This window comes from Bacillus sp. G16, from assembly GCF_021282335.1.
Lineage (GTDB): Bacteria > Bacillota > Bacilli > Bacillales > Bacillaceae > Bacillus > Bacillus inaquosorum.
In genome coordinates this window covers 36,222-59,911 of record NZ_JAJSOZ010000020.1, presented here as the reverse complement: position 1 = coordinate 59,911, position 23,690 = coordinate 36,222, and the positions used below count along the sequence as shown (strand labels likewise).

The following is a 23,690-nucleotide window of genomic DNA, read 5'->3' as shown; positions in this document are numbered from 1 at the left end:
CGTTCGTCCTGAGCCAGGATCAAACTCTCCGATAAAGTAGTTTGACTGACTACGCACATCGCTGTGCGATTTATTTAAAAATGAATTAACAGGTACGTTTTGTCTTGTTTAGTTTTCAAAGATCATTACTGCCGCTTAACGAAGCAGCTTTATTACTATAACATTTAGCTTCTTCTAAGTCAACAACTTTTTTCAAAGCATTTAATGAAGCTTTTAATTGTTGTCAGCTGTTTATCAGCGACGAATAATAATATATCACGGATATTATCAAAAGGTCAACAACTAATTTAAGCTGCATGTGAAGAGACATTTTATCGGTTATATTCAATTGGCCATGCTCATAAGATGTAATACAAGAATGATGGACAAGATAAGGAGGCATCATCAGTGAATCACTTCTACGTGTGGCACATTAAACGAGTGAAACAATTTATCATTATACTTATCGCCGCATTTGCAGCAGCCAGCTTTTTTTATATCCAAAGAGCTGTCCCGCTTCCCGTATTTTCAACTGACACCGGACCTAAAGCCATTTATAAAGGAGAAACAGCTTCGAAAGACATTGCCCTTACTTTTGATATCAGCTGGGGCGATGAGAAAGCAGAACCCATTCTTAATACCTTAAAGGCAAACGGGATTAAAAATGCGACGTTTTTCCTTTCCGCTTCTTGGGCAGAACGCCACCCCGACACAGTAGCGCGTATCGTAAAGGATGGCCATCAAATAGGGAGCATGGGCTACGCCTATAAAAACTATGCCAATTTAGAGAGCAGCGAAATAAAAAAGGACATTAACCGTGCGCAAACTGCCTTTGAAAAGTTAGGGATCAAAGACATACAGCTATTAAGACCCCCTACAGGACAATTCAATAAGAATGTTCTCACGGTCGCAAAGCAATACAATTACACAGTCGTTCATTACAGTGTAAACTCTCAAGATTGGACAAATCCCGGCGTTGAGAAAATCATCGACAATGTGACCAAGCAAGTTTCAGGAGGCGACATTATTCTTTTACACGCCTCCGACTCGGCAAAACAAACAGAAGAAGCGCTGCCTGATATCATCCATCAGCTGAAAGAAAAAGGATTAAAAAATGTAACCGTAGGTGATCTCATTGCAAATTCTGATGCCAAATCCGCAGAGGTAAAGTAATTTACTTCGCTGCAAACTTCGGCAGCATCAGCAATTGGAAAGCATTGCACGCCATTAACGGAAAAAGCATTAAATAAAGCCAGTCCTCATCATTTACTCTTAATGCAGGGAACCATTCTAATGCAGTAATCACAACCATCAAAAACAACGATGACACAAACGTTTTTCTAGAGGACTGCTTTTGCTTTATATAAGCTGTAATCACCCCAAAGATCAACAAAAATACCGGTAACCACGCATAACCAGCCATCGATTCTCCGCTCTCTCCAAAAAATAAAAAACGCACGTACATGAGATCAAAAGCAACAAACAGGATGAAAAATAACTGAAGCAAATTCCACAATGATGAGGATCTTAATATCTCAAGTGCAAACCGGTGAACTGTTAAAAACACGAAAAAGCCCATTTGACTGATCACACTGAAAATCATGCCTACTCCGATAAACCAAAATAAAACAGAGAAAATCTGTTCCGCTTCGAAAGCAAGAAACAGCCCCCTATATTCTCCCCATTTTAAAGCAAAACCCACAATACTCGTGATAAGCGCTCCGACAGCTAAAATAGAAAAGAAAAAACGAACTAGACCACGGCTTTTCATTTCTTTATTCATCCCCTCAAAAATCGCAAACTGCGATATTTTGTTATGTATAAATCCAAACAGATGAATCATATTAAAAGTAAGACAAGTATGTGAAAGGAGCTTAAGCATGTCAAAAGCCAAAACGCTATTGATGAGCTGTTTTTTGTTATTATCTGTAACAGCTTGCGCTCCAAAAGACCAAGCAGCGGATATGGACTATGATCAGACCAAAAAAATGGTTGTTGATATATTAAAAACTGATGATGGAAAGAAAGCCATTAAGGAATTATTAAACGATGATGCGATGAATGAAGCGCTGGTGATTGACCAAGATGCGATTAAAGGAACAATAGAAAAAACACTCACCTCTAAAAAAGGTGAAGAATTTTGGAAAAACATCTTTGAAGACACTGATTTTGCTGAAGGCTTTGCCAAAACTCTTCAGACTGAGCATGAAAAAGTGATTAAAAAACTGATGAAGGATCCGGATTACCAGAAGATGCTGATGGGCGTTATGCAGGATCCGGGCATGAATAAAAAGTACAGCGAACTTGCAAAAAGCCAAGAATTCCGAAGTTATTTAGAAGAGGTTATTAACGAAACACTTTCTAGCCCGCTTTACAAAAAACAGTTCGAAGATGAGCTGAAAAAAGCAGCAAAAGATACTGCTAAAGAAAGTGAATAAAGGGAAGGCCGGGATATAGAATCCCGGTTCGCCTTTTTTATACTTGCACTGACATTTTTGCAATTATTTTTTTTGCAATGTCCTGGTATATTTCTCCGATGGGATGATTTTCGTCATAAACAGACGGCGCAAATTGATCCTTATCCCAATCAGGCTGTTTCAACGGGATTCTGCCGAGCAAAGGCACGTTTAGTTCCTCAGCTAGTTTATCTCCGCCGCCTTTACCAAAGACATATTCTCTTTCCCCAGTCTTTGCGCTTTCATAGTAAGCCATGTTCTCTATGACACCAACAACCTCATGATCGGTTTTAATCGCCATAGAGCCCGCTCTGGCCGCGACAAAAGCAGCTGTTGGATGCGGCGTCGATACGATGATTTCTTTGCAGCTCGGAAGCATTGTATGTACATCGAGAGCAACGTCCCCTGTCCCAGGCGGAAGATCAAGAACGATATAGTCTACTTCTCCCCACTCTACTTCGTGGAAAAAGTTATTCAGCATTTTGCCAAGCATCGGGCCTCTCCATACGACGGGTGCATTTTCTTCTACGAAAAAGCCCATTGACATCACCTTTACCCCGAAGCGTTCAACAGGAAGAAGTTTCTCTCCCTCAATGGTTGGACGCACAGTGATACCCATCATATCCGGCACACTGAAGCCATAAATATCAGCATCAATTAAACCGACCTTTTTCCCAAGACGAGCCAGAGAAATAGCAAGGTTTACTGACACAGTAGACTTGCCTACGCCGCCTTTTCCGCTTGCTACAGCAAGAAAGACTGGCGGGTTATCCATATTTAACAGTGTTTTTTTCTCAGCTGACGGCGCCCGGAATTTAGCAACCGTTTCTTCCGGCAGCTCTTCAAATCGAAGGCCGACCGTCTCAGCGCCTGCCCCTTTTAAGACGTTTACGATCTCTTGCTGAATCTGCATTTGCTCTGCAGTTCCGGTTTTGGCAAGAGCGACTTTCACACTGACATGCCGTTTTTCAGGCTTTATTTTAATTTCCTTAACGGCATCCAATTCTCCCAGAGGTCTTTGAAGAAAAGGTTCGCGCATTTCACCGACTAGTTTTCTTACTTCATCTTCTCTTATCATCGAACCTCACCCTTTTGTGTATTCGTTTACAATCATTATTATATCATACATAAATGGCGGGTGTCTTATGCTTAGAACCATACGAAAACCCTCCTTTACTCAGGAGGGTCTCCTTTTTCTGTGAAATATCGCAAAATGCCTTTATATATGGAAGATGCCACCTTGTCCTGGTATTTCGGTTTCCCGAGCAGCATTGCTTCGCTTGGATTGGATAAAAATCCGACTTCTACAAGTGCCCCCGGTTTGGTGACGTTTTGCATTAAGTAGATACCATGAATCCGCTTTGCCTTCCGGGTTGTGTTTTCCAGGTTTCTTCTCAATTCATCCTGAATGTATTTTGCGACTTTCTCATTTTCCGCATATTTTCCGTAATAAAAGCTTTGGGCTCCGCTCCACTTTTGTGATGGAATCGCATTGAGGTGAATGCTGATATAGAGTTCAGCCTCTGAATGGTTTATTAATTTGACTCGCTGTCTTAAGTCTTCCGCTTTTCGTCTGCTGTAGCCCTTCGTTCCTTCTGGAGCGAGATCGGTATCACTTTCCCTGGTCATGATGACAAGCGCTCCTTGTTCCTGAAGGTAATCCCTGACTCTAAAGGCCACTTCCAAGGTTACATCCTTCTCTAACATCTTTCCGCCGACTGCTCCGCCGTCAGGCCCGCCATGACCTGGATCTAGATATATAATTTTCCCGCTCAAGGGCAGGCTCCACGGCTTCCAAGAATCGTTATTGCTGAACTGATACTTGAATAGAAATAGTAATACGATGAAGCCTAGCAAAAAACTGAGCCATTTAAGCTTTTTCCTCATCCCTTCCCCTCCCGCTTGTCCGTTATTACATAACTATGGGACAGGGCCGGGAAATATGATTATCGCATGCGAAGCTTACACTGTTTTTCTCTTTGGACAAATCCCTCTGTCCACCAGTCTTTAATGAACTTGCATGCTGCTTCATAGACCGTATTTTTATCAAATGTTGCGTATTGCTCGTGTATCCAATTATAAAGATAATCAAAAAACTCCAGACGAAGCTCTTCTTCTTCTCTTGCTGAGCGCGCACTGATGCTCTGCATGGATTCTCCGTAATAGCCGAATATCCCAAAACGTCCGCCTAACAAATAAGCTTCTATAGCAAAATCAATACAGCCTTCGCTAATAATATCTCTTTCATCATGTAAAAACGGAAATAATGGTTCCAGACAGTCTTTAACAGACTGAATGATTTGCCTCAGAGAGAGTTCTTTGAGCAAGTTCTTTTCTAATTCAAAATCCTTTTGGCGTTTCACATCCATAAAAGACAGTACCTCTGCCATACAAATTCACTCTCCTTTTACCGGTTATTTTGAGGTTTGGATGGTGAAACCATGCCCGAATTCGGTTGGAAATTCGCCCAAATGAAGGTGCAGAGATTGATAAAAAGAAGAGGATTTAGCAGCTTTCTACAGGGTTCAGAACAAGCGTTCCGCAAGTGATTACTAAAAAAGCAGCTCCTCTAATAGGTCGCTGCTTTTCATAATTTCACGCTTCTTGTTGCAGAATATGTATGAATATATTGGTCCAATACAAACCCGCCTTTATCTTCATAAAAACCAGTGACGATAAAACCGGCATCAATTTGGCCCTTGATTTGGTCTTCTAGGGAATGGCCGAATTCCAGAGCCTCATTATTTTCAATCAGTTTTTTCACTTTATGTTTTGGAAGATCTTCTGAGTCGGCATATGGAATGGAGTGTTTTACTTTTAGAATACCTTGCTGTTCTAACTCTACATCAAACAGGAATACGACTGGATTTACAAAACCTGAAATTAGGGCGCCGTTTCTTTTCAGTACTCGGTGCGCTTCCTTCCAGACCGGGAGGACATTCTCAACAAAAACATTGGCAACAGGATGTATAATGACGTCAAATGATTCATCCTGAAATTGACTGAGATCGTCCATGCTTCCTTTGACAGTATGTATTGTGAGGCCGTCGCGTTCAGCAACCATTCTATCCTGGTCCAGCTGTTTTTCCGAGTTATCTAATACAGTGACATCCGCTCCTGCAGCTGCCAAAATCGGACCTTGCTGGCCGCCTCCTGATGCTAAACAAAGCACCTTCAGTCCTTTGACAGGGGGAAACCAATCCTTCGGAACATCTTTCATTGGTGTTACCCTTATATCCCAATTGCCTTTTTTCGCTTGTTCGATGACATGTTGCTCAACAGCAACAGTCCATTCATTGCCTACTTCTACTTTTTGATCCCAGGCTTTGCTATTATGTTTTAACGCATTCATGAATCGTTCTCCTTATTTTATTGTATAGAGTATAACAAATATTTCTAGATTGATATCGCTTTCCCTTTGCATATTTAGAAAAAAATTCATAAAAACGCAAAAAAATCACAAAGGAGATATGTGATTTACGTCAAAAGATTTACACTTATCTCATCAAATGATGTCATTAGTGAAGAACTAATATTCATCCGGACAGATGAAGAATCAGCTGTGAGATTGAACAGGTGGGAGACCAGTTGTTAAAATGAACTGGATTGGCGACATGGCCATTAAAAACTTTGACCACCTTTCCAATCATCATTCAAGTAAATTAGCTTGTAACGAAATGAAAGATACCATGATTATTACAACAGGGCTGTTTATAATCAAGCAATTTGCTTAGACTTCATTAAGCGTTCATTTATTTATTTTTACTGAATGCGGGGGTGTGCTAAGAATTGTATATGGGCATTTTATGAAAATAAAAAAGCTCCCAACACAGGGTCGAGAGCTTTGAAAACGTAAAATTAACGTTTTGAGAACTGAGGTGCACGACGAGCGCCTTTAAGACCGTATTTTTTACGTTCTTTCATACGAGCGTCACGAGTCAGAAGACCTGCACGTTTAAGTGTTGCACGGTATTCTGGATCTGCTTCAAGCAAAGCACGAGCGATACCATGACGGATTGCTCCAGCTTGACCAGATAAGCCGCCTCCATGTACGTTTACTAAAACATCATAAGTTCCAGCTGTTTCAGTCAAAGTTAATGGTTGTTTGATATCTTCGATTAGAGCTGGAGATGGGATGTGCTCGCTGATTTCACGATTATTAACGACGATACGACCTTCTCCTGGAACTAAGCGCACACGCGCTACAGAGCTTTTACGACGGCCAGTACCGTAATATTGAACCTGTGCCAAATTGGTAACCTCCTTTTTAATTAACCGCGAAGTTCGTAAACTTCAGGTTTTTGTGCTTCATGTGGATGCTCAGAACCACGGTATACGTTCAATTTTTTGAACATTTGACGACCTAGAGAACCTTTTGGAAGCATGCCTTTGATAGCAAGCTCAAGCATTTTCTCAGGGTAGTTTGTACGCATTTCAAGAGCAGTTCTTGATTTTAATCCGCCTGGATGTTGAGTGTGACGGTAGTAGATTTTGTCAGTTAACTTTTTACCAGTTAACTCGATTTTTTCAGCGTTGATGATGATCACATGATCTCCAGTATCAACGTGCGGTGTGTAAGTTGGTTTGTGTTTTCCGCGAAGGATAGCTGCAACTTCTGAAGAAAGACGACCTAAAGTCTTACCAGCAGCATCAACAACTAACCACTTGCGTTCAATAGTACTTGCGTTAGCCATAGGTGTTGTACGCATTGAATTTCCCTCCTAAATGATCTGTCATTTTCAATAAACTTCGATTACGTTCTATTTCACAACACAATAAGTTCCGGGGCTTATCGTGGGGTTGAAATACATACCATATGATATCTTATAACTTTATGCAGACTCTGTCAAGAAAATATTATACACCTGGTTTAGTTGTCATAGTAAACGCTCCATAAGTACAGTCCGTGTCCCGGTGCTGTGCGCCCTGCTGCTTCGCGGTCCTTCGCTTCCAGCATGGATTTCACATCATCGGGAGAAATTTTTCCAATACCTGCATCCAGCAAAGTACCCGCAATAATTCTGACCATATTATATAGGAAACCGCTGCCTGTGATCCGCATTTGCAGGCCGTCATCAGTCTCAGTCCAATCGAGTTCGTAAATCGTTCTCACTTTGTCCTGCACTTCCGTTTTAGCCGCACAAAAGCTTGTAAAATCATGTGTTCCTAAAAGATGCTTTGCCGCTTCTCTCATGTTCTGCACATTGAGGCGATATGAAAAATGGTAAGCGTAATGCCGTTTAAATACGTCCGGGTGTTTCTCCGTGTATACAAAGTAGCGATATTCCTTTTTAACTGCGCTAAATCGTGCATGGAACCCATCATCCGCAATTTCTGCCTGTTTGACTGCGATATCGTCTGGAAGCAGTGCATTTAAGGCATACGGCCATCTCTCCGTCGGGATAGACAGCGAAGTATCAAAATGAATCACCTGTCCGGCTGCGTGAACCCCGCTGTCTGTTCTTCCTGACGAAATGACCGGAATTCTGTCTTTCGACTTATGCAGGACAGCCAAGGCCTTCTCAAGTTCATCCTGAACCGTTCTTTTGCCCGGCTGCACCTGATATCCATTAAACAAATGTCCGTCATAAGAAATCGTGCATTTCAGTCTCATACAGCACCTCTAAGTCCTTAAGAAAAATAACAAAGCAGCCAAAATCAGCAAGCTGACAATGACAGAAGTATCTTTTCCTGTCCATACCAGCTTTCTGTATTTCGTACGTCCCTCTCCGCCTTGATAGCCCCTTGCTTCCATTGCCACAGCAAGCTCTTCGGCGCGTTTGAATGCACTGACGAAGAGAGGGACAAGAAGCGGGACAATAGCCTTCACTCTGTCTTTGACAGGTCCGCTTGTAAAGTCAACGCCTCGCGCCATCTGAGCCTTCATGATCTTATCTGTCTCCTCCATCAAGGTCGGGATAAACCGCAAAGAAATTGACATCATAAGAGCGAGCTCGTGAACAGGAAGCTTTATTTTTTTCAATGGATTCAGCAGCTGCTCCATTCCATCAGTAATCTCAATCGGTGTTGTCGTCAGCGTTAATAGGGTTGTGATTAAAATCAGATAGACGAATCTAAGAGAAATGAATATCCCTTGAACCAAACCGCCCTCGTAGATTTTGAAAACGCCTAATTGAAAGATAACCGGCCCTTCATGTGTCATTAAAATGTGAAGCAGGAACGTAAATAGGACAATCCAGATGATAGGCTTTAACCCTTTCATTAAAAAAGAGAAAGGAACTCTTGTTAATGAAACGACGCCTACTGTAAATAATCCAAGCAGCGCATATGTCTGCACATTATTGGCTAGGAATACGATACAGACAAATAAAAAGATCGTGATAAGCTTTGTTCTTGGGTCAAGCCGATGTACAAGTGAAGAGCCCGGTACATACTTGCCGATAATCATGCTGTCCATCATAAGGTCTTCTCCCCCTGAAAAAGAGCACGGATTTCAGCAGCGGCATCTTCAATTGTGAGCATAGGCTCTTTAAATCTGACACCTAGTGCAGCTTCCAGCTGTCTTTGGAATTTTATCGTTTCCGGAAGATCCAGCCCCCAGCCAGCCATCTCTTCACCTTTTAAAAATAAATCACGCGGACTGCCTGATGCTTGGATCGTGCCTTTATGCATGACAATCATTTCATCAGCGTATGCGGCTGCATCCTCCATGCTGTGTGTCACAAGGATCGTCGTCAGGTTCCCCCGTTGATGAAGCTCATAAAACATGTCCATAATCTCTTTTCGCCCTCTTGGGTCCAATCCTGCAGTCGGTTCATCAAGAACAAGCACTTCAGGATCCATTGCAAGTACGCCGGCAATCGCAACTCTGCGCATTTGCCCTCCACTTAATTCAAAAGGCGATCTGTCCAGAAGCTCTTCTGATAAACCTACAAGCTTCAGCATCTCTCTTGCCCTTTGTTCAGCATCCTCTTTTTTCACACCAAAATTCATCGGTCCGAACGAAATATCTTTTAGAACTGTTTCTTCGAATAATTGATGCTCAGGAAATTGGAAAACGATTCCGACTTTTTTACGAAGGGTTTTCAGCTCTTTATTCTTTTTCCCTGCCTGAATAACAGTGCTGCCTAGTGATATCTGTCCCTTCGTCGGCTTCAAAAGACCGTTCAAGTGCTGAAGAAGAGTGGACTTACCAGAGCCTGTATGCCCGATAACAGCTACATAGCTGCCTTCTTTAATCGATGCATTGATATCATACAGTGCAAGGCGCTCAAACGGCGTCTTCATCTGATAACGATGCTCTACATCTTTGATTGTAATGTCCATAGCTCTTTCACCAGCCCTTCCTGGGTCAAATGATTTTCTTCCAAAGCCAGTCCATTTTCTCTTAAAAGCTGGCTAAGCTGGAATGAGAAGGGTAAATCAAGCCCGATTTGAACAAGTTCCTTATTCAATTTAAAAATCTCTTCAGGCAGCCCTTCGGCATATTTTTTACCGCCATTCATGACAATGATTCTGTCTGCTTTTGCTGCCTCATCCAGATCATGTGTGATGGAAATGACAGTCGCCATGCCCTGCTCCTTTAAATGTCTTACCGTTTCAAGCACTTCTTCTCGCCCGATCGGGTCAAGCATAGATGTTGCTTCATCTAAGATAATAATATCAGGACGTGCGGCAATAACCCCCGCAATCGCCACTCTCTGCTTTTGGCCTCCGGAGAGATGGTGCGGCTCTTGATCGAGAAAATCTTGCATATTCACCTGTTTTACTGCCCAGTCTACTCTCTCAATCATTTCTTCCCGCGGTACACCATTGTTTTCTAAACCAAAAGCCACATCATCGCGAACTGTCGTTCCGACAAATTGGTTATCCGGATTTTGAAAGACCATACCTATTTTCTTACGCACTTCCCAAACCGAATCCTCTGTCAATTGAATCCCGGCAACCTTTATGTCGCCTGATTCAGGAAGGATTAAACCATTCAATGCCCGAGCCAGTGTTGACTTCCCTGAACCGTTATGACCTACAATTGCAAGCCATTCACCCTCATACACCTGCAGGGAGACGCCGTCTAGTGCTCGTCTTTCTGCGTCTTTCCGATATCGAAAAACGATATCCTCTACCGATATCAACTGATTTTGATTCATGGAAAACCGGCCTCCTCTCAGCTAATGCTCTGCTTTTCTCTCTATATAAAAAGTTGCAGTATCTAAAAAAAGGGCATAGATCCAGTTAGAAACTGTCCCGCCCTTCTTTAGATACACAAAAAATATGTGATTAAACCAATTCGATAATTGCCATTGGTGCTCCGTCACCACGGCGAGGACCAAGCTTCATAATACGTGTGTATCCACCTTGGCGCTCCTCGTAACGAGTTGCAATGTCAGAGAATAATTTTTGAAGTGCATCTTGGTTATTTTCTTCGTTTGCAACCTCGTTGCGGATGTATGCAGCAGCTTGACGGCGAGCGTGAAGATCACCGCGTTTGCCAAGCGTGATCATTTTTTCAACTACAGAGCGAAGTTCTTTCGCACGTGTTTCAGTTGTTTCGATTCTTTCGTTGATGATCAAATCAGTTGTAAGATCACGAAGCATAGCTTTACGCTGTGCACTCGTACGTCCTAGTTTTCTGTATGACATGTGATGTCCCCTCCTTTATTGAAATGCTGTATCTGAATAATAAACACACGAAAATCCTAGTTCACAAGGGAAACTAGTCAATCGTCTTTGCGAAGTCCGAGTCCAAGTTCTTCTAGTTTCGCTTTCACTTCTTCAAGTGATTTGCGTCCTAGATTACGAACTTTCATCATATCTTCTTCCGTCTTGTTCGCAAGCTCTTGAACCGTGTTAATACCCGCACGCTTTAAGCAGTTGTAAGAGCGAACAGAAAGATCCAATTCTTCAATTGTCATTTCAAGAACTTTCTCTTTTTGATCTTCTTCTTTTTCAACCATGATTTCAGCATGCTGAGCTTCGTCAGTTAAACCAACGAATATATTAAGGTGTTCAGTTAAAATCTTTGAACCAAGCGCAATGGCTTCTTTCGGTCCAGTGCTTCCATCAGTCCAAACATCAAGTGTAAGTTTATCATAGTTTGCAACTTGGCCTACACGAGTGTTCTCTACCTGATAAGATACACGAGAAACTGGCGTATAGATAGAATCGATCGGAATCACGCCGATTGGCTGATCGTCTCTCTTGTTTGCGTCAGCAGGCGTATACCCACGTCCTCTTTGAGCAGTAAGGCGAACTCGGAAACTCGCATTCTCACCAAGAGTTGCGATATGAAGATCAGGATTTAAGATCTCTACATCACTATCGTGTGTAATATCAGCTGCCGTTACAGTTCCTTCACCCTGTACATCAATTTCTAGCGTCTTCTCTTCATCAGAGTAGATTTTCAATGCAAGCTTTTTAATGTGTAAGATAATCGTTGTAACATCTTCCACAACGCCTTCAATTGTCGAGAATTCGTGCAGTACACCATCTATCTGGATTGATGTTACAGCGGCACCAGGGAGTGAGGATAAGAGGATACGACGTAAGGAGTTACCCAGAGTTGTACCATATCCACGCTCAAGTGGCTCTACGACAAACTTACCAAATTTGGCATCGTCGCTGATTTCAACCGTTTCGATTTTTGGTTTTTCAATCTCGATCATTACTTAAAACCCTCCTTCAAAACGTCGAAACCTCGAATAGAATCATATGAGATTCCATCCGAAATTCCCCATTGTTTAGTCCCGTATGTGCTCAGGCAACGAGTCGGTGCATTCGTTTCATAAATAACTGTATCATAACCCATTATTGACAGGGACACAAAATCTATACAAACAAATTACACGCGGCGACGTTTTGGTGGACGGCATCCGTTATGAGGAACAGGAGTTACGTCTCTGATAGCAGTGACTTCTAGTCCAGCAGCTTGAAGTGCACGGATTGCAGCTTCACGGCCTGAACCAGGTCCTTTAACAGTAACCTCTAGAGTTTTAAGACCATGTTCGATTGAACCTTTAGCAGCTGTTTCTGCAGCCATTTGTGCAGCAAAAGGAGTAGATTTACGAGAACCTCTGAATCCTAAAGCTCCGGCACTAGACCAAGAAATAGCATTACCATGAGTGTCAGTGATCGTAACGATCGTGTTATTGAAAGTTGAACGAATATGAGCAATTCCAGACTCAATATTCTTTTTCACGCGACGTTTACGCGTGTTAGATTTACGAGCAGCAGCCATTGTTTAAGAACCTCCTTTACTTATTTTTTCTTGTTAGCTACAGTACGACGCGGACCTTTACGAGTACGCGCATTGTTTTTAGAGTTTTGTCCGCGAACAGGTAATCCTCTGCGATGACGGATTCCGCGGTAGCTTCCGATTTCGATCAGACGTTTGATATTAAGAGAAACTTCACGGCGAAGGTCACCTTCTACTTTCAGTTTGTCAATAATATCACGGATTTTACCAAGTTCTTCTTCAGTAAGATCACGCACACGAGTATCTTCTGAAACTCCAGCTTCTTTTAAAACTTGCTGAGCCGTTGTGCGGCCAATTCCGAAGATGTATGTTAAAGAAATAACAACACGTTTGTCACGTGGGATATCTACACCAGCAATACGAGCCATTCTCTGGGCACCTCCTTATAAATTATCCTTGTTTTTGTTTATGCTTTGGATTTTCACAGATCACCATTACTTTTCCTTTTCTGCGAATAACTTTACATTTTTCGCAGATTGGTTTAACTGATGGTCTCACTTTCATGTGTTTCCAACCTCCTTCAGTTTCCGGAGTGCTTTATTTGTAACGGTACGTAATCCTGCCACGAGTTAAGTCATATGGAGATAATTCTACCGTAACTTTGTCTCCAGGTAAAATGCGAATGAAGTGCATGCGGATTTTACCAGATACGTGAGCCAAAACAGTGTGGCCATTTTCAAGTTCAACTTTGAACATCGCGTTTGGCAGTGTTTCGACTATCGTACCTTCCACTTCAATTACATCGTCTTTCGCCATTCAAGTGTTCTCCCTTCTTCAAATCAGTAACTTGCTTTCTGACAAATTTCAAAAGAAGTTTGTCACACGCCCTGTTTCGTTTATACTGTTCTGAACTTCCGGAGATACGCAATCATAAAGGGTTAAATGATTGATATTCTTTTTCTTAGGAGAATGTAATGTACGCATTTCTCCGTCTGCTGTTAGTACATTGATGATGGTCAACAATCCCAATGACAACGGCAAGGTGAATTCGGTCCTGCCAATGTTCATCCAAACTTTCTGCCCTATCAAGCCGGAAAAACATCTGTCTTCAGAATTATTTTCATCACCTAGACTCTCGTCAGTATATCAAAACCCGTTTCCGTAATCGCAATCGTATGTTCAAAATGAGCACACTTTTTCCCATCTACCGTTACAACCGTCCAGTTATCAGCCAATGTTTTCACGTAGCGGCTGCCAGCGTTCACCATAGGTTCAATAGCGAGAACCATGCCAGGTTTGAGCCGTGGTCCTTTGTTGGGCGGACCGTAATGAGGAATTTGCGGGTCCTCATGCAAGTCTTGACCAACACCATGTCCGACATACTCCCTAACAACTGAAAACTGCTCATTTTCGACATACGTTTGTATTGCGTGGGAAATATTCGACAAACGTTCACCTGGTTTTGCTTCCTGCAAGCCTTTATATAAAGACTCCTCTGTCACTTCCAGAAGTTTTTTGTCATCATCGCTGATGTTTCCTACCGGATATGTCCATGCAGAGTCACCATGATAACCATTTAATTTAGCACCGATATCAATACTGATGATGTCACCGTCCTTCAGCACCCTGCTGCCAGGAATGCCGTGAACGAGTTCTTCATTAACTGATACGCAAATGCTCCCGCGAAACCCATTATACCCCTTAAAAGATGGGATTGCACCCTGCTTCTTAATAAAACGTTCGGCAATTTGATCCAATTCTTTTGTCGAGATTCCTGGTTTAATGTGCTTTTTTAGCTCTTCATGAGTTAAAGCCACGATTCGCCCTGCTTCCCGCATGATACCAAGTTCACGTGGGGTTTTACAGATAATCATTTTTTTAATCCTCCAAGAAGATCCTTCACATCTGCATAAACGTCTTGAATGTCCTGTTGGCCATTCACGTTTGCAAGATACCCTTTCTCAGAATAGAAATCGAGTAAAGGCTGAGTTTGCTTCATGTTTACCTCAAGCCGTTTAGAGACGGTTTCCTCATTATCATCTGCCCGTTGATAGAGTTCGCCTCCGTCTTTATCACAAATACCCGGCGTTTTCGGCGGATTAAAGACTAAATGATAGGTTGTGCCGCAAACACTGCAAATTCTGCGTCCAGTCAGACGCTCCATCAGAGCATCTTTGTCGACTTCAATGTTAATGACATAATCAATCGGCTTGCCGTATTCCTCAAGAATTTCTTCAAGAGCTTCGGCTTGAGCGACTGTTCGCGGAAATCCGTCCAGAAGAAAACCTCTTTCACAATCGTCTTTGCCAAGTCTTTCTTTTACAATTCCGATTGTGACTTCGTCAGGTACGAGCTCTCCCTTATCGATATAAGATTTTGCTTCGAGTCCGAGTGGTGTTTCTTCTTTCATAGCAGCACGGAACATATCTCCTGTTGAGATATGAGGAATCCCATAATCCTCAACAATTCGTTCGCCCTGTGTGCCTTTACCGGCACCAGGAAGCCCCATTAAGACTAAGTTCATTCGGATTTCCCCCGTCCTCTCTTTATTAAGAGGGAATGGATAAATCCATTTCCTCTAGTTTTTCATAAATCCACGGTAGTTTCGTTTCACCAACTGGCTTTCTAGTTGTTTCATTGTCTCCAAGGCTACCCCGACAACAATTAACAAAGATGTTCCGCCAATTTGTGCACTTTGAGGCAATCCAGCGAATTGAATGAAAAAGATAGGAAGAATGGAAATCACGGCTAAGAATATAGAACCCACAAACGTAAGTCGATACAAAATGCTCGTAATTCTATCTTGAGTCATTTTCCCTGGACGAACCCCCGGGATATAGCCACCCTGTTTTTTAAGGTTATCAGCCATTTGTTCAGGATTAACCTGTACAAAAGCATAAAAGTACGTAAAGGCAATAATCAACGCAACATATATCGCCATACCCACCGGATGCGTATTATCAAAGTAGTTTTGAATCCACTTTGTCACATCGTTTGTTCCAAAGAATGACGCGATCGTCCGCGGCGTTATCAAAAACGCAACCGCAAAGATTACAGGAATAACCCCTGCAGGGTTCACTTTCAATGGAAGGTGTGTAGACTGACCACCGCCAGCAGGTGAACGACCTGTGCCTTTAGCATATTGAATCGCAATTTTCCGTACGGCTTGCTGAATGAAAATAACTCCAACAATAACTGCTAAAATCGCAATCACAAGAAGTGCGACTTTCACAATATGAATAAACAACTGATCGTTGCTGCCGACAAATTGAGTCTCATATATTTGTCCAATCGTTTTTGGAATACTAGCCACAATCCCCGCGAAGATAATGATCGATATTCCGTTGCCTACTCCATGAGACGTAATTTGTTCTCCAAGCCACATTAAAAAGGCAGTTCCGCCAGTGAGCACTAAAGCAATGATGAGATAAGTCGATATACCGGATTTTTCAATCAGCATACCGTTTGCCAGATTGTTGAATCCGTATGACATACCTAACGCCTGGATGAAACCAAGCACAATCGTAAAGTACCTTGTGAACTGAGCTAATTTACGGCGGCCAACTTCACCTTGCTTAGACCACTCGGTAAACTTCGGTACAACATCCATCTGAAGCAGCTGAATGATGATCGAAGCCGTGATATAAGGAGTAATTCCCATTGCAAAAATGGAGAATTGGTAAAGCGCACCGCCGCCAAATGTATTAAGGAGATCAAAAACACCCATTTGAGACTGTGCCTGTAACGCTTCAGCGTTAACATAAGGCACAGGAATAAACGCACCTATGCGAAAGACGATAAGCATGAGTAAAGTGAATATGATTTTATTCCTGATATCACTCACACGCATAAAGTTGGAGATTGTTTTAAACAAGTTAGATCACCTCAGCTGTACCGCCAGCAGCTTCAACAGCTTCTTTCGCAGAAGCAGAGAATTTATTGGCTTTTACAGTTAATTTTTTCTCTAATTTACCGTTGCCAAGAATCTTTACTCCTGCATTAAGTTTGCTAATAACACCAGTCTCAAGAAGAAGTTCAGGAGTGACTTCCGTTCCTTCTGCAAAACCGTTCAATTTGTCTAGGTTGACTACAGCGTATTCCTTGCGGTTGATGTTAGTAAAACCGCGTTTAGGAAGACGTTGGAATAAAGGCATTTGTCCCCCCTCGAATCCTGGGCGTACACCGCCGCCAGAACGAGCGTTTTGACCTTTGTGACCTTTACCAGCTGTTTTACCGTTGCCAGAACCAATACCACGACCTACGCGATTACGCGTTTTGCGTGAACCTTCTGAAGGTTTTAATTCATGAAGTTTCATTAGGACACCTCCTTATCCGATCAATTATTTTTATTGTTCTTTAACAGAAACTAAATGAGATACTTTATTAATCATGCCACGGATCGCAGCGTTGTCTTCATGAACAACAGTTTGGTTTGTTTTCTTTAAACCAAGCGTTCTAACAGTAACGCGTTGATCTTCCGGGCGACCGATTACACTTCGTTTGAGGGTAATTTCTAATTTAGCCATTAATGTTCCCTCCTTATCCTAACAGTTCTTCTACAGATTTTCCACGAAGCTTCGCAACCTCTTCAGCACGCTTAAGTTCACTTAAGCCTTGAAGTGTTGCACGAATCATGTTGATCGGTGTGTTAGAACCTAAAGACTTAGAAAGGATGTCAGATACACCAGCAAGCTCAAGTACCGCACGTACAGGGCCTCCAGCGATAACTCCAGTACCTTCAGAAGCAGGTTTTAACAAGATGTTACCTGCACCGAAACGTCCGATGATTTCATGTGGAATTGTAGTTCCAACCATTGGTACTTCAATTAAATTCTTTTTCGCATCTTCAACAGCTTTGCGGATCGCTTCTGGTACTTCTTGTGCTTTACCAGTACCGAATCCTACGTGTCCGTTTTTGTCACCGACAACGACTAGAGCTGCGAAGCGGAAACGACGACCACCTTTAACAACTTTCGCTACGCGGTTAACCGTAACTAAGCGTTCTTCTAACTCTAATTTGCTTGGGTCAATACGACGCATAATCATGTGTCCCTCCTTCTTTTATTAAAATTTAAGTCCAGCTTCACGAGCGGCATCAGCCAAAGCTTTTACACGTCCATGGTATAAGTATCCGCCACGGTCAAATACTACGTCAGAAACGCCTTTTTCAGCAGCGCGTTTTGCAACTAATTCTCCAACTTTAGTAGCAGCAGAAGTATCTCCAGTGCTTTCAACGTTCAAGTCTTTATCGAGAGTAGATGCACTAGCAAGTGTAACACCATTTACATCATCGATGATTTGAGCGTAAATGTGCTTGTTAGAACGGAAAACGTTCAGACGCGGTCTTTCAGCAGTACCGGAAAGTTTAGCGCGAACACGAGCATGTCTTTTAAGACGAGCAGCATTTTTGCTAGTTTTCGTAATCATCTAGGTCACTCCTTTCTTCACTTTAAGCGATCTTACTTAGCAGATTTACCTTCTTTGCGGCGAACAACTTCACCTTCGTAGCGGATTCCTTTACCTTTGTAAGGCTCTGGAGAACGTACAGCGCGGATGTTAGCAGCAATAGCTCCTACACGTTCTTTGTCTGTACCTTTTACAACTACTTTAGTTTGAGAAGGAACTTCGATTTCGATGCCTTCTTCAGGAACGATCTCAACAGGGTGAGAGTATCCAACGTTTAAAACAAGTTTATTTCCGGATTTAGACGCACGGTAACCGACACCGACTAATTCCAAACCTCTTTCAAATCCTTTAGATACACCTTCAACCATGTTGCCAAGCAGACTGCGAGTTGTACCATGCAGTGCACGGTGCTCTTTTTGATCAGAAGGACGAGTGACTGTAAGCACATTGTCCTCTACTTTAATTTCCATATCAGGGTGAAACGTACGAGTTAATTCTCCTTTTGGTCCTTTCACAGCTACAGTGTTGTTATCGTTTAACGTTACTGTAACATCAGAAGGAATCTCAAGTAACTTCTTACCTACACGAGACATACCAAACACCTCCATTCATGTTAAACTTCTTACCAAACGTATGCTAGAACTTCTCCACCAGCTTGTTTTGCACGGGCTTCTTTGTCCGTTAAAACACCTTGTGATGTAGAAATAATCGCGATTCCAAGACCGTTAAGTACGCGAGGTACTTCATTTGATTTAGCATAAACACGCAAACCAGGCTTGCTGATTCTTTTAAGACCAGTGATAACGCGCTCGTTGTTTTGTCCGTATTTCAAGAAAACGCGGATGATACCTTGTTTGCTGTCTTCTACGAACTCAACGTCACGAATGAAACCTTCACGCTTTAAAATTTCAGCAATTTCTCTTTTCAATTTAGAAGCAGGAATTTCAAGCTTCTCATGACGTACCATGTTTGCATTGCGAATACGAGTTAGCATATCTGCAATTGGATCTGTCATAACCATTATATAATTACCTCCTTCCCTTTCTTGGGGATTACCAGCTGGCTTTTTTCACGCCAGGAATTTGTCCTTTATATGCAAGCTCACGGAAACAAATACGGCAAAGTTTAAATTTACGAATGACTGAATGCGGACGTCCGCAGCGTTCACAGCGTGTGTACTCTTGTACTTTAAACTTTGGTGTACGTTGTTGTTTCGCAATCATAGACTTTTTAGCCACGATTTCGCCTCCCTTTCATTGATTATTTCTGGAACGGCATACCTACTTGAGTTAATAGCTCACGAGCTTCTTCGTCAGTATTAGCAGTTGTTACGATAACGATGTCCATTCCGCGAACCTTTGTTACTTTATCGTAGTCAATTTCAGGGAAGATTAACTGTTCTTTGATACCAAGTGTGTAGTTACCGCGACCGTCGAAAGATTTTTTAGAAACCCCGCGGAAGTCACGTACACGCGGTAAAGATACAGAAATAAGTTTATCAAGGAAATCATACATGCGCTCTCCGCGAAGAGTTACTTTCGCACCGATAGGCATTCCCTCACGAAGACGGAATCCAGCAATTGATTTCTTCGCACGAGTAACGACAGGTTTTTGACCTGCGATAAACGTTAATTCTTCAACAGCACTGTCGATTGCTTTCGCGTTTTGAACAGCGTCACCAACACCCATGTTGATTACGATTTTTTCGATTTTAGGCACTTGCATGACTGAATCATAGTTGAACTTAGTCATTAAAGCAGGTGCAATTTCTTTATTGTACTTTTCTTTAAGGCGGTTCATGAGATAGACCTCCCTTCCTTTTAATACTATTTATCTAGAACTTGCCCAGATTTTTTTGCAACACGAACTTTTTTGCCATCTTCCACTTTGTATCCTACGCGAGTCACTTCACCTGTTTTAGGATCGAGCGGCATAACGTTTGATACATGAATTGGCGCCTCTTGATTAGAAATACCGCCTTGAGGGTTAGCTTGAGTTGGTTTAGAGTGTTTCTTTACCATGTTAACACCTTCAACTAAAACGCGGTCCTTTTTAGGGAAAGCAGCAAGGATTGTTCCTTGTTTGCCTTTATCTTTACCAGAGATAACCATAACTTTATCGCCTTTTTTTACATGCATCCTGATCGCACCTCCTTGAGTAAGGCATTTATTTCATTAGATAACTTCTGGAGCTAGAGAAACAATTTTCATAAAGTTGTTTTCACGCAATTCACGAGCAACTGGTCCGAAGATACGAGTTCCGCGTGGGCTCTTGTCGTCACGGATGATAACACATGCATTCTCATCGAAGCTGATGTATGAACCGTCACTTCTGCGCGCTCCGCTTTTCGTGCGAACGATAACAGCTTTTACGACTTCACCTTTTTTGACAACGCCTCCTGGTGTTGCTTGTTTAACCGTGCAAACAATTACATCACCAATGTTAGCTGTTTTACGTCCAGAACCACCAAGAACTTTAATAGTAAGTACTTCACGTGCGCCAGAGTTGTCAGCTACTTTTAAACGAGTCTCTTGTTGAATCATTATTTGTTACCTCCCTTCGGAAAAAGAATTCCGAACTTTATTAGATAATAACAGCTTCTTCGACAACTTCAACTAGACGGAAACGCTTAGTTGCAGACAATGGACGAGTTTCCATGATCTTTACGATGTCACCGATTTTAGCTTGATTATTTTCATCATGTGCTTTGAATTTTTTTGAGTATTTTACGCGTTTACCGTAAAGTGTATGTTTTTTGTATGTTTCAACAACAACAGTGATGGTTTTATCCATTTTGTCAGAAACAACACGGCCTTGGTAAACTTTGCGTTGGTTACGTTCGCTCATGCTCACGACCTCCCCTCAGTGATTATTTATTAGCAGCAATTTCTCTTTCACGAATCACAGTTTTCATGCGCGCGATAGCTTTGCGCACTTCACGAATGCGAGCAGTATTTTCAAGTTGTCCTGTCGCTAATTGAAAGCGAAGATTGAAAAGTTCTTCTTTAAGAGACTTTACTTTTTGTTCAATTTCAGCAGTGGTAAGGTCACGAATTTCATTAGCTTTCATTTGATTCACCACCAATTTCTTCACGTTTTACGAACTTCGTTTTAATTGGCAATTTGTGAGATGCAAGACGAAGCGCTTCACGAGCAACCTCTTCAGACACACCAGAAATTTCAAATAAAACTTTGCCCGGTTTTACAACAGCTACCCAACCTTCTGGAGCCCCTTTACCGGATCCCATACGTACCTCAAGTGGTTTAGCAGTGTAAGGTTTAGAAGGGAAAATTTTGATCCAAACTTTACCGCCACGTTTCATGTAACGAGTCATCGCAATACGTGCAGCTTCGATTTGACGGTTAGTGATCCAAGAAGCTTCAAGAGCTTGGATACCGAACTCACCGAAATGTACTTCAGTACCGCCTTTCGCACGGCCACGCATTTTTCCGCGATGCTCTCTGCGATATTTAACGCGTTTTGGTAATAACATATTATTTTCCTCCTTCCTCAGTTTTCTTCTTAGTAGGAAGAACCTCTCCACGATAGATCCAGACTTTTACACCAAGCTTACCGTAAGTAGTATCAGCTTCTGATGTTGCATAGTCAATGTCCGCACGTAATGTGTGCAATGGAACAGTTCCTTCACTGTAGTATTCAGAACGAGCGATATCTGCACCGCCAAGACGACCAGAAACCATTGTTTTCACACCTTGTGCTCCAGCGCGCATAGTACGTTGGATTTGTTGTTTCTGTGCACGGCGGAAAGAAACACGGTTTTCTAATTGACGAGCGATGTTGTCAGCAACTAGCTGTGCATCAAGATCTGCTCTTTTGATTTCAAGAATGTTAATGTGTACACGCTTGCCAGTAAGGCTGTTAAGGGCTTTGCGAAGTGCTTCAACTTCAGAACCGCCTTTACCAATAACCATACCAGGCTTAGCTGTGTGGATCGTAATGTTAACGCGGTTTGCTGCACGCTCGATTTCTACTTTAGAAACAGAAGCGTCAGAAAGGCGTTTGCTAATGTATTCACGAATTTTTAAATCTTCGTGCAGGAAGTCAGCGTAATCTTTACCAGCGTACCACTTAGATTCCCAATCACGAATGACTCCGATACGAAGACCGACTGGATTTACCTTTTGACCCACTACTTATCCCTCCTTCTTTTCTGATACAACGATTGTAATGTGGCTCGTACGTTTGTTGATTTGGCTCGCACGTCCCATAGCACGTGGGCGGAATCTTTTTAACGTAGGGCCTTCGTCAACGAATGCTTGAGAAATAACCAGGTTGTTAGCGTCCATTTCATAGTTATGCTCAGCATTTGCAATAGCGGATTTTAATACTTTCTCGATAATTGGAGAAGCAGCTCTTGGTGTAAGGTTCAAGATTGATACTGCCTCACCTACTTGCTTGCCTCGAATCAGGTCCATTACTAGACGTGCTTTACGAGGAGCAATACGGACTGTTCTTGCAACAGCTTTAGCTTGCATTTAAAAGCCTCCTCTCTTAGCGTCTTGTTTTTTTGTCATCACTAGCATGACCTTTGTACGTACGAGTTGGAGCGAATTCACCCAACTTGTGCCCTACCATATCTTCAGAGATGAATACAGGCACGTGTTTACGTCCGTCATAGACTGCGATTGTGTGACCAATAAACTGTGGGAAAATAGTAGAACGACGAGACCAAGTTTTTACGACTTGTTTCTTGTCTGTTTCATTTAATTTCTCGATTTTTGTCATCAAGTGTCCATCGACAAATGGTCCTTTTTTCAAGCTGCGAGCCATTTTGGAACCTCCCTTCGTGATTGCACTACGGTCCGAAGTGAACCGTAGACAACCCCGTTATTTATTTTTACGACGACGTACGATAAATTTATCGGATTTGTTCTTTTTCTTACGTGTCTTGAATCCAAGAGTCGGTTTGCCCCATGGAGACATTGGTGATTTACGTCCGATTGGCGCACGTCCTTCACCACCACCGTGTGGGTGATCGTTAGGGTTCATTACAGAACCACGAACTGTAGGACGGATGCCTTTCCAGCGAGAACGTCCAGCTTTACCAATGTTGATAAGTTCGTGCTGTTCGTTACCTACTTGACCGATAGAAGCACGGCAAGCAGAAAGAATCATGCGAACTTCTCCAGAGTTAAGACGTACAAGAACGTATTTACCTTCTTTACCAAGAACCTGAGCAGATGTACCAGCTGAACGTACGAGCTGTCCGCCTTTACCAGGTTTTAATTCAATGTTATGCACAACTGTACCAACAGGGATGTTGATAAGTGGTAGTGCATTACCTACTTTAATGTCAGCTTCAGGACCTGACATGATTTCAGTACCCACTTGAATTCCTTTAGGAGCAAGAATGTAACGTTTTTCTCCGTCTGCATAGTTGATTAGAGCGATGTTAGCTGAACGGTTTGGATCGTATTCAACTGTAGCAACGCGTCCAGGTATACCATCTTTATCGCGTTTGAAGTCGATAACACGGTATTGGCGTTTATGTCCGCCACCTTGGTGACGTACAGTCAATTTACCTTGGTTGTTACGTCCACCTTTTTTGTGAAGGGGAGCAAGCAAGGATTTTTCCGGCTTGTCAGTCGTGATTTCAGCAAAATCTGAAGTTGTCATGCCACGACGTCCATTAGAGGTCGGTTTATACTTTTTAATCGCCATTTTGAATTTCCCT

39 protein-coding genes are annotated in these 23,690 nt (G+C 42.3%); 2 read left to right on the top strand and 37 right to left on the bottom strand.

Annotated features, from left to right (window positions below; genetic code table 11):
* The first annotated feature begins 387 nt into the window (after positions 1-387).
* Positions 388-1,152, top strand: coding sequence for a polysaccharide deacetylase family sporulation protein PdaB (pdaB, locus tag LWH95_RS18625; protein WP_019257289.1), 765 nt, complete (start codon positions 388-390; stop codon positions 1,150-1,152).
* Between the two features lies 1 nt (position 1,153).
* Here the strand turns inward: pdaB and kbaA are convergent, their stop codons facing one another.
* On the bottom strand, positions 1,154-1,750 hold the full coding sequence (gene kbaA, locus LWH95_RS18620) for a KinB-signaling pathway activation protein (protein ID WP_148983317.1): 597 nt from the start codon (positions 1,748-1,750) through the stop codon (positions 1,154-1,156).
* A 109-nt stretch (positions 1,751-1,859) separates the two neighbouring features.
* Here kbaA and gerD point away from each other — a divergent pair, with 109 nt between their 5' ends.
* A complete protein-coding gene (gene gerD / locus LWH95_RS18615) occupies positions 1,860-2,417 on the top strand; it encodes a spore germination lipoprotein GerD (RefSeq protein ID WP_003241955.1) in 558 nt (185 codons plus the stop codon).
* A 37-nt stretch (positions 2,418-2,454) separates the two neighbouring features.
* On the opposite strand, the gene salA is transcribed toward gerD, so the two are convergent.
* From salA to rplB, 36 genes are all read right to left on the bottom strand, one after another.
* Entirely contained in the window at positions 2,455-3,513 is a 1,059-nt protein-coding gene (gene salA, locus LWH95_RS18610) for an iron-sulfur carrier protein/transcriptional regulator SalA (protein WP_003241957.1), read from the bottom strand.
* 95 nt (positions 3,514-3,608) lie between these two features.
* Positions 3,609-4,322, bottom strand: coding sequence for an N-acetylmuramoyl-L-alanine amidase CwlD (gene cwlD, locus LWH95_RS18605; protein ID WP_003241959.1), 714 nt, complete (start codon positions 4,320-4,322; stop codon positions 3,609-3,611).
* A gap of 59 nt (positions 4,323-4,381) precedes the next feature.
* The gene (locus LWH95_RS18600; RefSeq protein WP_003241961.1) at positions 4,382-4,825 is read right to left on the bottom strand and encodes a YbaK family protein; all 444 of its coding nucleotides are present in this window, start codon (positions 4,823-4,825) and stop codon (positions 4,382-4,384) included.
* A gap of 197 nt (positions 4,826-5,022) precedes the next feature.
* Positions 5,023-5,787, bottom strand: a complete 765-nt coding sequence (locus LWH95_RS18595; protein ID WP_133489344.1) for a class I SAM-dependent methyltransferase — start codon at positions 5,785-5,787, stop codon at positions 5,023-5,025.
* A 506-nt stretch (positions 5,788-6,293) separates the two neighbouring features.
* Complete coding sequence (rpsI, locus tag LWH95_RS18590; protein ID WP_003225846.1) at positions 6,294-6,686, bottom strand: 30S ribosomal protein S9; 393 nt, start codon at positions 6,684-6,686, stop codon at positions 6,294-6,296.
* 20 nt (positions 6,687-6,706) lie between these two features.
* Positions 6,707-7,144 carry a 50S ribosomal protein L13 gene (gene rplM, locus LWH95_RS18585; protein WP_003241966.1) on the bottom strand — a complete coding sequence of 146 codons (438 nt, stop codon included), beginning with the start codon at positions 7,142-7,144 and terminating at the stop codon, positions 6,707-6,709.
* A gap of 161 nt (positions 7,145-7,305) precedes the next feature.
* On the bottom strand, positions 7,306-8,049 hold the full coding sequence (truA, locus tag LWH95_RS18580; RefSeq protein WP_133489342.1) for a tRNA pseudouridine(38-40) synthase TruA: 744 nt from the start codon (positions 8,047-8,049) through the stop codon (positions 7,306-7,308).
* 9 nt (positions 8,050-8,058) lie between these two features.
* Positions 8,059-8,856 (bottom strand): energy-coupling factor transporter transmembrane component T family protein, encoded by a 798-nt coding sequence (locus tag LWH95_RS18575; RefSeq protein WP_232920131.1) that lies wholly within the window; start codon positions 8,854-8,856, stop codon positions 8,059-8,061.
* On the bottom strand, positions 8,853-9,722 hold the full coding sequence (locus LWH95_RS18570; protein WP_003241974.1) for an energy-coupling factor ABC transporter ATP-binding protein: 870 nt from the start codon (positions 9,720-9,722) through the stop codon (positions 8,853-8,855). Before LWH95_RS18570 ends, LWH95_RS18575 begins: the two co-directional genes overlap by 4 nt.
* A complete protein-coding gene (locus LWH95_RS18565) occupies positions 9,698-10,543 on the bottom strand; it encodes an energy-coupling factor ABC transporter ATP-binding protein (protein WP_003241976.1) in 846 nt (281 codons plus the stop codon). The genes LWH95_RS18570 and LWH95_RS18565 overlap by 25 nt, the downstream gene beginning before the upstream one ends.
* 130 nt (positions 10,544-10,673) lie before the next feature.
* Complete coding sequence (gene rplQ, locus LWH95_RS18560; RefSeq protein WP_003225836.1) at positions 10,674-11,036, bottom strand: 50S ribosomal protein L17; 363 nt, start codon at positions 11,034-11,036, stop codon at positions 10,674-10,676.
* 77 nt (positions 11,037-11,113) lie between these two features.
* Positions 11,114-12,058, bottom strand: coding sequence for a DNA-directed RNA polymerase subunit alpha (locus tag LWH95_RS18555; protein ID WP_003225835.1), 945 nt, complete (start codon positions 12,056-12,058; stop codon positions 11,114-11,116).
* A 176-nt stretch (positions 12,059-12,234) separates the two neighbouring features.
* Positions 12,235-12,630: a 30S ribosomal protein S11 gene (gene rpsK, locus LWH95_RS18550; protein ID WP_009966385.1), complete on the bottom strand. Its 396-nt coding sequence runs from the start codon at positions 12,628-12,630 to the stop codon at positions 12,235-12,237.
* A gap of 20 nt (positions 12,631-12,650) precedes the next feature.
* Positions 12,651-13,016, bottom strand: a complete 366-nt coding sequence (gene rpsM / locus LWH95_RS18545) for a 30S ribosomal protein S13 (protein WP_003235095.1) — start codon at positions 13,014-13,016, stop codon at positions 12,651-12,653.
* 22 nt (positions 13,017-13,038) lie between these two features.
* A complete protein-coding gene (gene rpmJ / locus LWH95_RS18540) occupies positions 13,039-13,152 on the bottom strand; it encodes a 50S ribosomal protein L36 (RefSeq protein ID WP_003156543.1) in 114 nt (37 codons plus the stop codon).
* Positions 13,153-13,185: 33 nt separating this feature from the next.
* A complete protein-coding gene (infA, locus tag LWH95_RS18535; protein ID WP_003156508.1) occupies positions 13,186-13,404 on the bottom strand; it encodes a translation initiation factor IF-1 in 219 nt (72 codons plus the stop codon).
* 311 nt (positions 13,405-13,715) lie between these two features.
* A complete protein-coding gene (gene map, locus LWH95_RS18530) occupies positions 13,716-14,462 on the bottom strand; it encodes a type I methionyl aminopeptidase (RefSeq protein WP_003225828.1) in 747 nt (248 codons plus the stop codon).
* The gene (locus LWH95_RS18525) at positions 14,459-15,112 is read right to left on the bottom strand and encodes an adenylate kinase (RefSeq protein ID WP_003241987.1); all 654 of its coding nucleotides are present in this window, start codon (positions 15,110-15,112) and stop codon (positions 14,459-14,461) included. Before LWH95_RS18525 ends, map begins: the two co-directional genes overlap by 4 nt.
* Positions 15,113-15,166: 54 nt before the next feature.
* Positions 15,167-16,462: a preprotein translocase subunit SecY gene (gene secY / locus LWH95_RS18520; RefSeq protein WP_019257282.1), complete on the bottom strand. Its 1,296-nt coding sequence runs from the start codon at positions 16,460-16,462 to the stop codon at positions 15,167-15,169.
* A gap of 1 nt (position 16,463) precedes the next feature.
* Positions 16,464-16,904: a 50S ribosomal protein L15 gene (gene rplO / locus LWH95_RS18515; protein ID WP_003225819.1), complete on the bottom strand. Its 441-nt coding sequence runs from the start codon at positions 16,902-16,904 to the stop codon at positions 16,464-16,466.
* Between the two features lie 30 nt (positions 16,905-16,934).
* On the bottom strand, positions 16,935-17,114 hold the full coding sequence (gene rpmD, locus LWH95_RS18510) for a 50S ribosomal protein L30 (protein ID WP_003156497.1): 180 nt from the start codon (positions 17,112-17,114) through the stop codon (positions 16,935-16,937).
* A gap of 13 nt (positions 17,115-17,127) precedes the next feature.
* On the bottom strand, positions 17,128-17,628 hold the full coding sequence (gene rpsE / locus LWH95_RS18505; protein WP_029316747.1) for a 30S ribosomal protein S5: 501 nt from the start codon (positions 17,626-17,628) through the stop codon (positions 17,128-17,130).
* A gap of 24 nt (positions 17,629-17,652) precedes the next feature.
* A complete protein-coding gene (gene rplR / locus LWH95_RS18500) occupies positions 17,653-18,015 on the bottom strand; it encodes a 50S ribosomal protein L18 (RefSeq protein ID WP_003241994.1) in 363 nt (120 codons plus the stop codon).
* Positions 18,016-18,047: 32 nt separating this feature from the next.
* On the bottom strand, positions 18,048-18,587 hold the full coding sequence (gene rplF, locus LWH95_RS18495; protein ID WP_003241996.1) for a 50S ribosomal protein L6: 540 nt from the start codon (positions 18,585-18,587) through the stop codon (positions 18,048-18,050).
* Between the two features lie 29 nt (positions 18,588-18,616).
* The gene (rpsH, locus tag LWH95_RS18490) at positions 18,617-19,015 is read right to left on the bottom strand and encodes a 30S ribosomal protein S8 (RefSeq protein ID WP_003241998.1); all 399 of its coding nucleotides are present in this window, start codon (positions 19,013-19,015) and stop codon (positions 18,617-18,619) included.
* A 31-nt stretch (positions 19,016-19,046) separates the two neighbouring features.
* Positions 19,047-19,232, bottom strand: a complete 186-nt coding sequence (gene rpsN, locus LWH95_RS18485) for a 30S ribosomal protein S14 (RefSeq protein ID WP_003156488.1) — start codon at positions 19,230-19,232, stop codon at positions 19,047-19,049.
* 22 nt (positions 19,233-19,254) lie between these two features.
* Positions 19,255-19,794 (bottom strand): 50S ribosomal protein L5, encoded by a 540-nt coding sequence (rplE, locus tag LWH95_RS18480; protein ID WP_003225809.1) that lies wholly within the window; start codon positions 19,792-19,794, stop codon positions 19,255-19,257.
* A gap of 26 nt (positions 19,795-19,820) precedes the next feature.
* Positions 19,821-20,132, bottom strand: a complete 312-nt coding sequence (rplX, locus tag LWH95_RS18475) for a 50S ribosomal protein L24 (RefSeq protein WP_003156486.1) — start codon at positions 20,130-20,132, stop codon at positions 19,821-19,823.
* A gap of 36 nt (positions 20,133-20,168) precedes the next feature.
* Positions 20,169-20,537 carry a 50S ribosomal protein L14 gene (rplN, locus tag LWH95_RS18470; protein ID WP_003225805.1) on the bottom strand — a complete coding sequence of 123 codons (369 nt, stop codon included), beginning with the start codon at positions 20,535-20,537 and terminating at the stop codon, positions 20,169-20,171.
* 40 nt (positions 20,538-20,577) lie between these two features.
* The gene (gene rpsQ / locus LWH95_RS18465; protein WP_003225804.1) at positions 20,578-20,841 is read right to left on the bottom strand and encodes a 30S ribosomal protein S17; all 264 of its coding nucleotides are present in this window, start codon (positions 20,839-20,841) and stop codon (positions 20,578-20,580) included.
* A 22-nt stretch (positions 20,842-20,863) separates the two neighbouring features.
* A complete protein-coding gene (gene rpmC / locus LWH95_RS18460) occupies positions 20,864-21,064 on the bottom strand; it encodes a 50S ribosomal protein L29 (RefSeq protein ID WP_003156482.1) in 201 nt (66 codons plus the stop codon).
* The gene (gene rplP, locus LWH95_RS18455) at positions 21,054-21,488 is read right to left on the bottom strand and encodes a 50S ribosomal protein L16 (protein ID WP_003225801.1); all 435 of its coding nucleotides are present in this window, start codon (positions 21,486-21,488) and stop codon (positions 21,054-21,056) included. Before rplP ends, rpmC begins: the two co-directional genes overlap by 11 nt.
* Before the next feature lies 1 nt (position 21,489).
* Positions 21,490-22,146, bottom strand: a complete 657-nt coding sequence (rpsC, locus tag LWH95_RS18450; RefSeq protein ID WP_003242001.1) for a 30S ribosomal protein S3 — start codon at positions 22,144-22,146, stop codon at positions 21,490-21,492.
* 3 nt (positions 22,147-22,149) lie between these two features.
* On the bottom strand, positions 22,150-22,491 hold the full coding sequence (gene rplV / locus LWH95_RS18445) for a 50S ribosomal protein L22 (RefSeq protein WP_003156475.1): 342 nt from the start codon (positions 22,489-22,491) through the stop codon (positions 22,150-22,152).
* 16 nt (positions 22,492-22,507) lie between these two features.
* Positions 22,508-22,786, bottom strand: a complete 279-nt coding sequence (gene rpsS / locus LWH95_RS18440; RefSeq protein WP_003156472.1) for a 30S ribosomal protein S19 — start codon at positions 22,784-22,786, stop codon at positions 22,508-22,510.
* 57 nt (positions 22,787-22,843) lie between these two features.
* Complete coding sequence (gene rplB, locus LWH95_RS18435; RefSeq protein WP_003225795.1) at positions 22,844-23,677, bottom strand: 50S ribosomal protein L2; 834 nt, start codon at positions 23,675-23,677, stop codon at positions 22,844-22,846.
* Positions 23,678-23,690 lie beyond the last annotated feature (13 nt).